At 50.2% G+C, this 14772-nt stretch carries 12 protein-coding genes; 6 read left to right on the forward strand and 6 right to left on the reverse strand.

What is annotated here, in order from left to right; translation table 11 throughout:
• Window positions 1-670: 670 nt before the first annotated feature.
• Window positions 671-3376, reverse strand: coding sequence for a hypothetical protein (locus GX364_04460; protein ID NLI70099.1), 2706 nt, complete (start codon window positions 3374-3376; stop codon window positions 671-673).
• Window positions 3377-3716: 340 nt separating this feature from the next.
• Between GX364_04460 and GX364_04465 the strand changes: the two genes are divergently transcribed.
• The 4 genes from GX364_04465 to GX364_04480 all read left to right on the forward strand — a co-directional run bounded on the left by GX364_04465 (window position 3717) and on the right by GX364_04480 (window position 7046).
• Complete coding sequence (locus tag GX364_04465; protein ID NLI70100.1) at window positions 3717-3956, forward strand: ATP-binding cassette domain-containing protein; 240 nt, start codon at window positions 3717-3719, stop codon at window positions 3954-3956.
• 262 nt (window positions 3957-4218) lie between these two features.
• Window positions 4219-4980 carry an SDR family NAD(P)-dependent oxidoreductase gene (locus GX364_04470; GenBank protein NLI70101.1) on the forward strand — a complete coding sequence of 254 codons (762 nt, stop codon included), beginning with the start codon at window positions 4219-4221 and terminating at the stop codon, window positions 4978-4980.
• A gap of 66 nt (window positions 4981-5046) precedes the next feature.
• Window positions 5047-5898, forward strand: coding sequence for a conjugal transfer protein TraG (locus GX364_04475; GenBank protein NLI70102.1), 852 nt, complete (start codon window positions 5047-5049; stop codon window positions 5896-5898).
• A 227-nt stretch (window positions 5899-6125) separates the two neighbouring features.
• A complete protein-coding gene (locus GX364_04480; protein NLI70103.1) occupies window positions 6126-7046 on the forward strand; it encodes a hypothetical protein in 921 nt (306 codons plus the stop codon).
• A gap of 37 nt (window positions 7047-7083) precedes the next feature.
• Here GX364_04480 and GX364_04485 read toward each other — a convergent pair whose 3' ends face one another.
• A complete protein-coding gene (locus tag GX364_04485) occupies window positions 7084-8100 on the reverse strand; it encodes a DUF2804 domain-containing protein (protein NLI70104.1) in 1017 nt (338 codons plus the stop codon).
• A 406-nt stretch (window positions 8101-8506) separates the two neighbouring features.
• Window positions 8507-9712 carry an acyl-CoA/acyl-ACP dehydrogenase gene (locus GX364_04490; GenBank protein ID NLI70105.1) on the reverse strand — a complete coding sequence of 402 codons (1206 nt, stop codon included), beginning with the start codon at window positions 9710-9712 and terminating at the stop codon, window positions 8507-8509.
• 422 nt (window positions 9713-10134) lie between these two features.
• Between GX364_04490 and GX364_04495 the strand changes: the two genes are divergently transcribed.
• A complete protein-coding gene (locus GX364_04495; protein ID NLI70106.1) occupies window positions 10135-10470 on the forward strand; it encodes a hypothetical protein in 336 nt (111 codons plus the stop codon).
• A 161-nt stretch (window positions 10471-10631) separates the two neighbouring features.
• Window positions 10632-12263, forward strand: coding sequence for a hydroxylamine reductase (gene hcp, locus GX364_04500; GenBank protein ID NLI70107.1), 1632 nt, complete (start codon window positions 10632-10634; stop codon window positions 12261-12263).
• 227 nt (window positions 12264-12490) lie between these two features.
• Here hcp and GX364_04505 read toward each other — a convergent pair whose 3' ends face one another.
• From GX364_04505 to tsaA, 3 genes are read right to left on the reverse strand one after another with little or no spacing between them, the layout of a single operon-like run.
• Entirely contained in the window at window positions 12491-13066 is a 576-nt protein-coding gene (locus GX364_04505) for a flavin reductase family protein (GenBank protein NLI70108.1), read from the reverse strand.
• A gap of 55 nt (window positions 13067-13121) precedes the next feature.
• Window positions 13122-13913, reverse strand: coding sequence for a nitrogenase reductase (locus GX364_04510; GenBank protein ID NLI70109.1), 792 nt, complete (start codon window positions 13911-13913; stop codon window positions 13122-13124).
• 4 nt (window positions 13914-13917) lie between these two features.
• A complete protein-coding gene (tsaA, locus tag GX364_04515; protein NLI70110.1) occupies window positions 13918-14355 on the reverse strand; it encodes a tRNA (N6-threonylcarbamoyladenosine(37)-N6)-methyltransferase TrmO in 438 nt (145 codons plus the stop codon).
• Window positions 14356-14772: the final 417 nt, after the last annotated feature.

The raw sequence follows: 14772 nt of genomic DNA on the forward strand, positions 1-14772 counted from the left end.
GGCGAGGAAGCGAAACGGGACTGCCGACGTGATGTGACAGTGTATTACCTGTCATTCTGAGGGAGCCCTGCTTTTTGGGGCGACCGAAGAATCCCCTGGTCGACCCCACACTCCCTGAACCGTTCTTCATGCTATGGCCCATGAACGGCCCAGTCGCCAAGCCAACATATAAAAACAAGAAAGCGGGAACGTCAGGCGGCCGCTGAAACCTTTATCAATACCACTTACCTTGCTGCTGGAAGCAGAGCAGTACGAATCACCATCGCCATCATCAAGCAAAATGTTTGACCCTGCCCGAGATTCCTCGCGGCGCTATGCTTTTACCCTGGTGTTACCGTTTCTACATCATTGTTTTTTATGACTTTATGTTAGTGTTCCTGTCAAAGACCGCTTGCTCGGAATGACAGGGGGGGAGGTCGCCGCACTCCTTCCCCGGTATTGTGCCATTCCGCACGACTGTTTTTCCAGTACTGTCATTCTGAGGGAGCCCCGCTTTTCAGGGCGACCGAAGATTCCCCTCCTCGTACACCCCAACGTAGAGGCCGTTCTCCCGGGCAACATGGAAATAATGCAAAAGAGAAACCGCCGCGCAATTTCTTGCGCAGCGGTTCTGCCCCTCTTTTCTTTTCGGCAACTCGTTACACTGCCGCCGAAAAAAATTTACCCGTTTTCACTCCACCGGGAACCTGTCGATCAGGCCAACGGCATGCCTCAGCACCAGAATAACATCCCTGACCGTGAGGATATCATTGCCGCTGACCAGGGCAAGGGCCATCTGGATATCATTCAGTTCTTCTAGCCCGACGATACTCCGCAACATCAGTATGGCATCCAGCACATCCACTTCCCCGTCCCTGTATACATCACCGTAAAGGGCCGGTTCGCCGATGGTGAATCCTCCCACCAGAAGATCGGCAATCGAGGGGGTGGTATAAGCGGTGATCCTGGCCCATGCATGTTTGCCCGTTTCCGCTTCATTTTGAGGGGTTATATCCACGGCAATCCCGCTCTCCGAACATGCCACCCACTTTTCACCGTTCCACCAGAGAAGCGTCACTCTGTCCTCCATTACCCCTGCGGGCAGATCTTCATCGTCGTAGAAAAGCTTGAGGAACAGGCTGTCGATGTCGCCGGCTTCCAGGAAATCCGCCTCGTGATATACGTCAAAATACCCCCCTATTTCACCGATGGGAGGGACAGGAGCAGGGTTGGATCCATACTGCGCAAAGGTTATGCCTCCCTCACCTTTCTCCGCTTTCACCGACAGCAAACCTTCTATACCGGCAGAATCTCCCTCCTCCAGCCACAGCGTCTCGGTCACAAGCGTTTCGGTGGCTGGGGGTTCGCTCAGGAGCCAGGGGCTGACATCGAGGTTACCGGAACAAGTATCACCAAACTCAAAGAAAATACCCGCGCCCACGATCTCGCCGGGTAGTGAGAGATTTAAATTAAACGGCCCGTATGCATTGCCCCACCAGTTTTGCGTGGCATCGAGTGGGTCAGCGGACTCGTCGATCTCGCAGATCAATCCCGTCACATTGCCGACGATCGCGTTGTTGTTGATACTTACATCCACCTCATCTGCGTCCTCGTTGCCGACATAGATACCTGGGTTATCATAACGGTAATCACCGGGCTCACCCCAACGGTATCTATTGCATTCCATTGTTCCCAGCACCCTGTTGCCGGAGATGGTGCCGCTGACAGATACGGAACCTTCCAGATGAATGCCCACGGCGCGGTTGTCCGTGAGCGTGTTGCCGCTGATTTCGGCCGATACCACGGGGGTTACACCTGTCAAATCACCTTCCGTGTTTTCCCATTCCCGATCGTAGCAGAACCATCCGACCCTGATCGCCCCGCCGTAACATTCGCTGACGGTGTTATTGTTCACCTCGGCTTCGATCTCCTCGGAGGCGATGATGCGGATACCGCCGCCCTCGAAGTGAGTCAGATGATTGTCGCTGACCACGGCTTTAACCGTTTCGGTAGGTGGATAATCAAATTCGCTATATCCACCGTAATTGGCAAAGTGGCCGATGCGGATGCCCCCACCTTGGTACCAGGGGACTCCCCCGAACCTGTTGCCGGTAACTATGGCGTCGATCTCGTCCTTGGCGTAAACCCTGATCCCTCCGCCCAGGGAATAAGTATCAAGATCCATGACGTTGTCGGTGATCTCGGCGGTAACGTTCGTGGCCACAAGACCGCTATATTTTCCGCTCTGGCCCACCCTGATCAATCCGCCCACATCATACCCGGCGGTGATCTCGTTCCCGCTGATCTCGGCCTCGATTTCATCGCCGTTGACCCTTATAACGCCGCCGATTTCGACTTCATCGCCAGCTTTTCCGCAGTTGATCACATTGCCGCATACACGGGCCTTGACCTTCTCTGAAATATCGTTGTCATAGTCTTCCGAACCCTGACCGATGCGGATGACACCGCCGGCATTCAGTTCGTAATCCGTCAGCTGGAAATCGTTCTTCGTGACCGTCACATCAACCTCGCCGGAGGATTTGACGCGCAGAGAACCCCCCTCGTTATTGTAAATCCTGTTGCCCTCGATGGTGGCGGTTATATCGCCGGGGGAATCTGTGATGTCACCGCGCCACCAACCGAGACGGATACCGCCGCCTTCGTTCCCGGCAATGACGTTATCCCGGATATCGGCCGTGATTTTCGGAACCAGTCCGTCTTCCGCCAACTGGGCGCCGCCCAACTCTTCGCCGTAACAGACCATGCGGATGCCACCGCCTACAATTTCGGTGCAACAATTGTTACCATAGATGTAGTTGCCTCTGATATCGGCATCGATATTATTTTCGGCTGTCAGCAGAATGGCTCCGCAATCGTTGTATTCCAGATGACAGTTCAGCACCGTGATTTTCAGATCCTCCACATTTTCTGATAATATGCCCATACACCCTTCCGAAATGTTCATGCCTTCGATCCATACCGCGAGCGGTTCTTCCCCCTTATCCTCCCGCAAATCTCCGATCCATATGGTAGGGAGCTCTTCTTCGTCGGACGTAAAGTTTGTTTTTTTCCAGCCGTCCCCGATTATACTCACGGATTTGCCAATTTCCACATAATCCAAATATTCACCCGCCAGAACACGCACAACCCCTCCCTCATCGACTTCATCGACACCTTTCTGGATGGTCGCGTAGGGGTTTTCCGGAGTCCCGTCTCCCTCATCGTCATCCCCGTCCTCGGCGGATACATAGACATCGCCCTCAACCTGGCTCAGCGCAGGCATATCATCCTGCGCCCCGTCAGTCCCCAGGGAGAATACGGGAAGCGCCAGGAGGGAAAGGGCAAAGATTACCAGGATTGTAAGGCTCAACTTGCTCTTGTTTTTTTCAATTCCCATCTTCCAACAACTCCTTTTTTAGTCAATCATGCTCTTCTGTCCTGATGGACAATGATCGATATGAACCGAAAAAATATCTGCCCTCCCTCCCTTAAAATCCTGGAAATGAATCACCAAAAAAAATAACGATCCGATTCAATTCATTGTATGAATTAACCGCAATTTACCATTCTTCTTTGTTTTGCATTTTCCTTCCTCAAAAAAAAATAATTTTTCAGTTTTTAAGGGTTTTTTGATCCTGAAAATAAAACTTAACCATGGTCAGAAAAAATAGTGCCAACGGCACCCATGGGAGAACATATGAGACCCATTCAGCAGATTTCGATCGGAGACCTTCACCATGTTTTCAAAAAGGTTAAAAAAGCACCTCGAGGGGCTCAAGGGCATCTCCCTTGATTTTGAAGAGGGGGAATATGTCTCCTTGCTCGGGAAATCGGGTTCGGGTAAGTCCACCATGCTAAATATAATCGGCGGGTTGATGAAACCCACGCAGGGCACGGTATCGATCATGGGCACCGACATTACCGCCATTATCGCCCCGGGCAAAAACCGATGGCCGAATTCAGAGTTGGCAGGATAGGCCATGTCTTCGATTTGTCAGGAAAGAGAAAACAGGGACAGAAGAGCAAGCCTGCAGATTGCCGAGATATGGCCAGAAAAAATTTTACCATTCCTTCCAGTAAAAATTAAAATACGCCTTCCCGTTAATTCTATTTCTCAAAACACAAGAATACCCTGTATCATGGCATAATTTCACCCGGTGCCAATCATTTTCATGGCATAACCAGCCACCATCCGGGAACGGGTGATTGTCAACAGTATCAAAAAAGGGGTAACAGGTCATGCATGTGATGATTACCGGAGCAGCAAGCGGCATCGGAAAGGAACTTTGTTTCTGTTATGCAAAGGATAAAGGGACACAACTCTCCCTGGTGGATATTGACAGGAACGGTGCACTCAAGGTCATGGATCAACTGGGGGTACCTGCTCGTGTTTACAAGCTTGATCTGGCCGACATCGATGCCGTACCACCGGTCATTCGCCGCATTGAAGAAGAGCAAGGGCCCATTGATGTGGCTATCAACTGCGCCGGTATCATGTTTATCCAGACCATGTCGGCGACCGGGTGGGAGGAAGGCTTGCGGCTCATGACTATCGATCTTTTCAGTCCACTTCGTATCATCAACCTTCTGCTCCCGGGCATGATCGAGCGGAAAAAGGGCCACATCGTCAATATTTCCAGTATGGCCGGGGTGATCACCATTCATGGTTGTTGTTACTATGGGGCTGCCAAAGCGGGGCTCGCGTTTTCTTCGGAGATCCTGCGGGGGGAAGTCAAGCGCCATGGCGTTGGTGTTACCACTGTTTATCTGGGGCCGATCGACACCCCCCTGGAAATCCAGTGCCGGACCGAAGTTTACGGCAACATATGGTCCGATTCCATACCAAAGGGTTATCCGCAAAAAACCGCCCGGTTGATTCACCGGGCGGTAAAGAAGAACCGACCCAGGGTTTTCTATCCGTATACCTACAAATTCGTCAACCATTCCCAGCTTCTGTTCAACTGGCTTACGATGCGCCTGGGGCCGGATCCCAGGAAATGATCGTGACAGGAGTCGATCCAAATCGAAGGAAGTTTAAAAAATAAAAGATGAAAGGAGGCGGAGATTGTGGTTCAGGTCGATGTTTTTTGGGCATATGCCCTCGGTGCAGGTTTCTCCATGTCTGCTTTCCGTCAACTGAAGAAAATGGGGGAAAAGTCGGACCAGGATAAAAACGAGACGCAAAGAAAAAGAAACAGCCTTTTTGAAAATTTATATTTTGTCAAATCCCTGCTTTACATCGCCGTTCTGTTTGTTCCCAGCGGAGCATATCTTCTGTGGGGCTTCCCCAGCTGGGAGACCATGCATGTGGGAACATACGAGACGATCCCGGCATGGATCGTGGCTTTATTTGTAGGAACCATACCACTCATGTTTATTTTCGGATTCTGGTCGGTTTACAGATTGGTCAAAGCCGGCAAGTTTTATTTTGCCTCACTCCAACCATTTTTAGGATATTTTTTCATGTTTTTCATCCTGGTTAACGGTTGGGACAGGATGGGTTACCAGCGTTTTTTCTCGGCAACCAGAGACAATTTTCTCAGCTGGCCCACAGACTTCGGTGAGCAGATAGCCGCCGCAAAAGCATGGCTTATTTCCGATGTGGCTCTGACCCTCTATGGTATGGGAGTGATCCTTATCCCCGTACTGCTTTACATGCTGACAAAATGGCTTTACGAGGGTTACAGTGGGGGTACCATGCTGGACCCGGAAAGGTACAAAAAGGTCCACCCCGTTACCACCTGTATCCTGCTGCTGCTGGCGGTATTCGTCGGTAGCCTGGGGCTGGCCATCATTGCCACCCTGCTTATCGCCTGTATCGGCTGGATATGGGGGATACTCGTATTCCTGCTGGTTGCTTATGTACTGGGAATCAAATTATTTTTCCCATTTATCTACCGCTGGGTCATGCTGCTATAGGGAGACCCCGACAATCTTACCGGGCCCGGTTGGAAATATAGCCGGGCCCTGTTTTCCGAAAAATTCCATCTACCGCAGGCAATCGAATTCACAACATGGCACCACAACAGAATCCACGATTTTTTTTCTCCCCTGCAAGAGAAACAGGTCATGATATAATTGTAACCGAATAGAGGGTCAAAATTTTTCCTGCAAGGCCTGTTCACAAACATCCAGGGGAGATGGCGATGAGAAAAACAACCAAATTGGCAGGTTTGAAATATTTCAGGCCGATCAACAGAAAAGATATATCGACCGGGATCGTGTCCGCTACCGAAGCCGCAAATAGCCTGGGGCTCCCGGCCATGGGGGAGAAGGACAATGGCCTCTTTCTGAACAGGTTTACCGCCGGTGATATCCTGGCCATGTTAGAGAAAGTGGGCCTGATCAAACATCTCGATTTTCTGGGATTCGGTCATGTCCGTGTCAAGATCTTCAAGGATGAGGCCATGATCAACCATCTGCAAGTTTACGATGAGCGGATAGATGCCGGTAACCCGCTCATCGATCTTCGTCTTTCCGAATCGGTATTCATGCCCGAAAAACGTTTTTTTGAAAATAGCGTGGATCATATCCCTCTGAACATGGTCGTTATCGAATGGCTATCGGCCCAGAATCCGCTCCGCAACTTTGAACCGGACAGGCCGCAACTCCCCGGCCAGAGCAGGCCCGGACTGGGCAGCCTGCGCTACATGATGAAGATCATGTATCAGGTGGGCAAGGACCTGCATAAAGACGGTTTCATGGATGTCCCGGATCATTTCCATGGCGCGGTGATGTACACGCAAAAATTTCTTTTTTTCAACCCCGCCCATGAGGCAATCTTGCAGGCCATCCTCAGGGATCTCAAGAAATATTCACTTGGCGACCTATCCTGGGGCGTCATTACCGGGACGATAATCAACAAGAAAACGGGGGAACCGCAGGTTTACGATCCTTCCGAACAGATCTTTCCCCTGTCAAATTTCATGAAAAGATATTTTCAGACCAGAAAATACCGAAATAAATTCAGGGAGATATACAGAAACCGAAGTTACCACTTTGATTACCAGGCCATGCTAAAAAAGAGGGAATCTATCCTCAAGGCAGAGAAACCGGATGAAATATGAATGATGGGGCAACCCGGATACCGAACCTGGATCGCGGTCACCACTTCTGGTAGAACTCCTCGGCCCAGCCAAATAATCTGTCCGTCTCCTTTATCTTCACCATTCTGCCGTCATCCAGCACCATTTCCCCCGTAAAATAACCGTATGTCTTGACCCCCCTCATCTCCAGAAACCCCACGCTGGTATTTCTTTTCTCAATTTTCCGGGGTTTCAGGATCAGGTTTACCCGCCCGTCCTCGCTGGTGATCGGCAGATGGCGGTGCAGATCTTTCCAATCGTGCTGATATTCCGCCGATTCAAGATGATGGCCGCGGGTGCCATGGATGATCATGCTCTTGTTCGACTCCCGGCCAAAACCGTAATCGATGTTGAAGCCGAAGTTTACACCTTCCACCTTCCCCGAAGCAATACACCACTTCCAATGATTTTTGTAGGGGAAGACACCTCTGGTCCAGTCCAGCACACCCCAGCTGTTGTTGGATGTACTGAAATCATATTTCCGGCCGCCAACCTGTATCGTTCCCGTGGCCGGCATACACATGATCTTGATCGCATAGACAAATTGATGGGGTTCGTGAAAGGGGACCAGGTTGGTCATCGTATCCATACCGGGGTCCTTGTAAAGGCTGATTTCCCCGTAAATTTTTCTCCGCGGAAAGTCCACTTTCAGGAGAATCTCGTCGCCGCGGCGATCGAACTCCATCCTGTTCCCTCTCTTCTCAAAAACAAGAGGCTTCTCGTATTTCCAGGTCACGGGATGACCCACCGAGCCTCTGGTGAAAAGCTTGATCAACAATATTTCCAGGGGTTTTTTCTGGCTGAAATCGTACATGGAAAACTGGGCCACGCCGGCATAACCGATATCAAAGATATTGAGAATAAGCGCATAACGGTCATTAAAAACTTCCCAGTAATCCCACTCCTTTATTCTCATGGGTCCGGTTTTTACCCTGGAACGTTCATAGATAAACAGATCGTCACGCGCCCATCCGGAATTGAGGACATGCCCATTATCATCAAGAATTTTGCTGGCGGTGGTAATCTCCTTCTGAATTGTAGCTGCACCTCTCCTTCATATGTACCCTTTCTTGCCCTTGAAAACGCAAACAAAATATTCATTTGAAAGTCCATGTACAGTATGTTTCAATTCCCGACTGCTTATTTCCTGCTTGCACCGCATGTAGCTTGAAAAACAATTCCCTTTCAATCATTATCAACGGTTCGATACATTCACCTGAGACATTGTACCGGATTTTTCCTGACTCGATACGGGAGCAAGGACAATATGGCGGGAAAAAAAGCGGCAGCCACCGAACAGAACGAAAAAGATCTGCCCGGCGACTGCCCGAACATCTTCCATATCGTCGCCACTATGGTGTCTGGCCCCTCTTGCCCGAAACCGGGTAGATGCGATTCTCTGACCGATCTGCCCGATGGGGCCGTCATGCAATCCTGTCGGTCTATCTGTAAGCGGAAAAACCTTTGCCCAGAATGGTGTAACCCGTGATCAGTTTCATCATTTCACTGGTACCATCGGGAATGGTCATCAGCCGCGCATCCCTGAAATACCTCTCCAGCGGCATCTCCTCGGAGATACCCATGCCGCCATGAATCTGGATGGCCATGCTGGTTACCTTCTGGGCAACCTCGCCTCCGTAAATCTTGGCCATGGCCGAGAAACGCCTGGCATCCGGATCCCCCTGAACGATAAGATCCATGGCCTTGTAGCCCAGGAGCCGCCCCGTTTCGATGGAAACGTTCATCTCGTAGAGCATCTCCTGGATCAGCTGAAACTTGCCGATGGGCTTGCCAAATTGAACTCTCTCGCGAGCATATTTTACCGATGCTTCAAAAGCCGCCTGGGCGATACCCACGGAAGACAGCCCCATGCCGGCCCTGGGTATGGTCAACATGGCCGTGATCGGCGTCATGGTTGTAAGGAGCTTGAGCAAGCCCCCCGGAATGTTCAACTTTCCGGAAGCAAATGCATTTTCCATGAGAATGCTCATTTCGTTTTCCCGGGGCACCTTGCATTCATCAAAAAACATCTCTCCCGTCGGTGAAGCTTTCCAGCCCAGCTTTGGCGATTCCGTGGCCTCGAAGGGAGAGATCTCCTTCTCCACGAGAAGGAACAACGGTGCGCCGGTCTCCACGTCCTTCGCCCCTACAAAAGCGGTGTCCGCAATTGTAGCGTTGCTGATCCAGGACTTGGTCCCGTTCACGATGTAATAATCGCCTTCCAGTTTTGCCGTGGTATTCAGGTTGGAAGTATCGCAGCCGGCTTCCGGTTCGGTTTCGGCAAAGCATCCGATAAATTCTGCATTCTCCAGTCTGGAAAGCATTCTTTCTCCCGCTTCCCCCGAAGCCGAAGGAGCAAAAATAGCGGGGATGGCCCCCATACCAAAAAGCGGCAGCAAGCTCGGCCATACCCGGCCAAATTCTTCAGCAACAATGCCGAATATGACCGGATCAAGCAGATCCTCGATGCTTTCCGGATCAAGCCCTACCCCCACTTTCTGCAATTTCTTCATCACGTCAATGGCTTCTTCCCTGTTGAGAGGGCCCTTCCTGTCTCTTTCATCCACGATCGGCCCGAACTCATTTTCCAGCAATTCTCGCAAACTTTGCTGGAACATCCGTTGTTCATCATTGAATTCAAAATCCATAACTGACCTCCTGATTTTAAAATATATTTACTGGTTTTTTTCCGTTCAGTTGTCGGGTAAAAGCTGGTTTTCTCACCCCCTTATCCCATTTTGTTCCTTTTTCGGCTGGAATCAATTTCCTTGATTGAAGAACATCGATGAAGCGATTCCTTCTTGTTGGACATGAAAAATAAGGACGAAGACATGGTGTTGCCCAAAACTTAGGTAATTATACCAATTTTCTGTCTAATCAGTCAACTGGCAAACGCTGTATAAAATTACCTCGAAGATATACAACATCAATTTGACAGGTTATGTTCGGTCAAAAAATAATTTTGATCCGTAACCGCGGCTACATTCATACCGCACCCCGTGTGCTATAATATGTTTCAAAATCTTGAAACATACTGGATATGATCAACAATACAAGGGAGTATGCAGATATGCTGGAACAGGTATTCAAACTGAGCGGTGGCGATGCAAGGGTTGTGGAGAAGGTCATCTTCGACGAGAACGTTCATTATCTCCATATGATATTCAGCAAGGGGGAGGGGCTGCCGGAACATTATTCCAATTCCAACGTCTACATGACCGTTCTCCGTGGCAGGCTCTCCATCGGATTGGATGATCAGGAAATCCATGAATACGAAGCCGCAACCCTCTTGAAAATCCCTTTCCAGACCAGGATGAACGTCAGGAACCTGCATGACGGGACGTTGGAACTTGTCGTCGTAAAAGCGCCGGCCCCGGAACAACATGGGGTAAAAGGGGAAAAATAGAAAACTGCTTGCGCTGCACGGTGAGGCAAGTTTTTTCCGAAGTGCCATGGGATCGGAATGCAGCACTGTCATCAAGCTTTTCACGGGCCGCTCGAAAGCTGCCCGCTCCGGTTTTCACGCCGGAAAATAATAATCCAGGAAATAAACAAGGAGGAGAAAAGATGGGGATGTTCTGTTACCAATGTCAGGAAACAGCCGGCGGAAAAGGCTGTACAAAGCGCGGAGTCTGCGGAAAAAATGAAGAGGTGGCCAAACTTCAGGACCTTCTGATCTATACGCTCAAGGGTATTTCAGAAATAGTCATCAAAGGAAAAATTGACATGAGCAACTTCGATGATATAAACCGTGAAGTGCTCAGCAGCCTGTTCATGACCATCACCAACGCCAACTTTGACGATGGTTCACTGGAAAATCAAATCATGAAGATGATCAATGCCAGAAATGAACTCGGGCAGGCCGCGGCCACGGGGGATTTTCATGATGCGGCAACTTTTGACGTGGATTCCAGGGAATCGATGCTGGAGAAGGCATCTTCCATCGGGATTCTGTCCACGGAAGACGAGGACATTCGTTCCCTCCGGGAAATGATCACCTACGGCCTCAAGGGGATGGCCGCCTATGCCGAACATGCCAAAAATATCGGAGAGGAAGACCTCGAGATCAATGCTTTTATCTATGAAGCACTGGCAGCCACCCTGGATGATTCTCTCACCGCCGACGAGCTCGTGGCACTGACACTGAAAACCGGAGAATTCGGTGTGAAAGTAATGGCCCTGCTGGACAGGGCCAATACATCGAGATACGGGAACCCGGAGATCACAGAAGTAAATATCGGGGTGAGGAAAAACCCCGCTATCCTGATTTCCGGCCACGACCTGACCGATCTTGAACAACTGCTGGAGCAGACAAGGGATAGCGGCGTGGATGTTTATACCCACGGCGAGATGCTGCCGGCCCATTATTACCCGTTTTTTAAAAAATATGATCATTTCGCTGGCAATTATGGCAATGCCTGGTGGAAGCAGCTGGATGAATTCTCCTCCTTCCACGGGCCGATCTTGTTTACCACCAACTGCATCGTCCCCCCCAGAAGTGATGAGATCAGAGAGCGGATCTTTACAACGGGTTCGACCGGCTACCCCGGCTGCAAGCACATCGAATCTGATGAAAATGGAAAGAAGGATTTTTCCGAAATCATAGCGTTGGCCAGAAAGCTTCCCGCCCCCGATGAAATAGAGACCGGCATGATCGTCGGCGGTTTTGCCCACCACCAGGTGCTATCCCTGGCGGACAGGATTGTCGAGGCCGTCAAATCGGGAGCAATCAGAAAATTCTTTGTCATGGCCGGGTGCGATGGAAGGATGAAATCCCGAAAATATTATACCGAGTTTGCAGAAAAATTACCGGAAGACACCATCATCCTGACAGCAGGTTGTGCAAAATACCGTTACAACAAACTGGATCTGGGAAATATCGGTGGTATCCCCAGAGTGCTCGACGCCGGCCAATGCAACGACTCCTACTCCCTGGCAATTATAGCCCTCAAGCTCAAGGAAGTATTCGGCCTCGATGATATCAACAAGCTACCCATAGCATACAATATCGCCTGGTACGAGCAGAAAGCGGTCATCGTTCTGCTTGCCCTGCTTTATCTGGGTGTAAAGAATATCCACCTCGGCCCCACACTTCCCGGTTTCCTCTCCCCCAATGTTGCCGGGGTGCTGGTGGACAAATTCGGCCTGGCCGGTATCGGCACTGTCGATGAGGACATGGAACTCTTTATGGCGCAGTAAAAAAAATCCCGCCGGTATCTATCATGCCGGCGGGATTCCTGTATCCAAAGGCTTTTTCCATCTCCTCAAAGGAGGCCCGATGTGCAACCGGAATCCTTCAGCCAACTTCCTCCCTGCTGCCTCCCCCGGCGCAGCATCAACTGCCCATCTTTACCCAACATGCTGCCCTGCCATTACCCAACAGCCAATGCGGTGGCAAGAAAGAACAGGGGGCAACATCCCCCGGTTTATTTCAAAGTCATTTCCGAGTGATCGGCTTTCTTCTTGATGTATACCGGCCTGGTAAACCGCAAACCTCCACTGTTGACGACTGCAGAAAGTGGTTCCGCATTTTCAAAGTCCATCCCATCCGTTTCAGAAAAATATCTGTCATCTGCCTCCAGGTAAACCACTTTGCCGATAATCAGGGAATATTTTTCCCTGGCGATTTCCTCCTGAAGGGTGCATTCCATACGGGCCAGGCAGCCGTCGACACCCGGCGATTCAATTTTCTTCGATGGGCATGGTTTCAGGCCCGCCTCTTCAAATTCATCCACATCATGCGGAAAATTTTTGGAACAGATCATCACGGCATCTGCCATACTTGCGGGGGGTACATTGATCACAAAATCACCTGTTTCCCGGATATTGAAAAGGGTATCCCTTTTGATCCAGGAGGCAATCACGATCTCGTCAAGGGGCCGCAGTATGGGCATGACACATGACCAGGGAGCCACATTTCTTATTCCCGCCTTGCTGATGGTGGAAATAAGAACAACAGGTAACGGCAGCACTTGCCCTCTCTGGTGTGTTTTGAGAATCAAGATTGATCACAACCTTTCAGTTTCTGGAATGGCGCAAAAAATGCAGGTTTCACAATTATTCGGATGCGGCAAGGCCGAGAATTGTTTTTTCGATCATCTTTTCCAACCCCTCCCGGTAAGAGTCCGCCGGCAGAGCCCTGCCCTTCAAATTTGCTTCGGAAATTTGGGGTGAATACGGTATAACTCCGGCGATATCTATCTTCAGCGGTTCCAACATTTCCTTCAAATAAGACTCCGTTCCGGCGTCGGTTTTGTTGAGTATCACGGAAAAAGCCTTGCCCGCCTCCTCTGCCAATGTTGCCGCTTTTTCAGTCAATAACACCGCCTCATGAGAAGGATCGACAATCATCAATACTGCATCAACGCCCTCGAATACACCCCTGCCGAAATGCTCCACTCCCGCTTCCGTATCCACGATCACCCACTCGTCCGAACCACTCTGCAATTTGTTTAAAAAATCTCGTGCAAGCGAACCCATGGGGCAGGCGCATCCTTCATGACTGTGTTCAATTTTCCCGATCTGAAGCAGACCTACGGGGCCGCTCCAGGATACACTTCCCGGGGGAAGCTGGTCGATGCTTCTTTCTTCCGGAAACATGCTGATTACTTCCGTAAAGTTGCTTTTCAGAGCCGCTCTGAGCTGCTCCGAGGCAACTTTTCTGCCGCCCAGTTCATTCATAAGGGTTTTTTCCGGAGTCCGGATACCGAGCATCTTGCCCAGCCCAAGATTTGATTCATCGGTGTCAACCACCAGAACCTTGCCCCTTTCTCCCAGAATGGCTGCAATCATCGTAACGACAGTACTTTTACCACTTCCTCCCCGACCACATACAAGTACCTTTGGCATCTGTTCATTCCTCCTTCTCTTTTTTGAACCAGCCTATCTTGACCCCTGCAAAGCTATCCAGATCGCTGGAATAAGGCTTTATATCCAGCAGAGGTGTACCTTCCACGGCTTCAATCCCTTTGACAAACAACCGGTTGCCTTCACGGCGCAACAGTTCGACGACGCAGAAAGCAATCGGGTTGGGCCGCGATGGTGAGCGGCAGGCAAAAACTCCCTTGGGATCCGGGCTGAAAGGTGTTCTGCTTTGAAGCGTATCCCTTCTGGCCAGGTGAAACCAGTACAGAACGATCAGGTGTGATGCGCCGTCTATATCCTTGAGGCCCTCGACATATTCGGGATTGATTTCCAACTCAACCTGTTTGTCGGAATAGCGCCCCTGGTGTGGTGCATCGTCAAGCGTCTTGTAAGGACTATGGATGGTACCGATAGAAATTAGTCTCATGCCGCTCATCCCTTTCCGTTGTGATTGGATTCTTGAAAAAAATACCCGGCAACGACCCTTCCGGACAAAGCCATCCCAACCGGGCAGCGTTTTTTATTGTTTGTTTTTCTGCTCCGGTATATCGATCACTGCCATGCATTGGTAGAATAGTGTTACTATTTTAATTTTCGTGATACTTTTTGAATATCCTTCTTTTTCAAACAAATATTTCAGTTCTGCATAACAAAATTTCCGTGCTCGTTGTGAACGTTGTGTTGCCGGATTCAAAAATCTCGGTTCACGGGCCGAGCTCCGGGAAGTCCCGCAAGCGTGATCCTTCGTGTGGCTAGCAATACGGCGTTTTGGAAGTTTCAATTGATGCCCCGGAAGTTTCAACCGGCACCTTGGGGGTTTTGACCGGTGCTCCGGAGGTTTTGA

The sequence above is a fragment of the Bacillota bacterium genome, from assembly GCA_012518215.1.
Lineage (GTDB): Bacteria > Bacillota > Dethiobacteria > DTU022 > PWGO01 > JAAYSV01.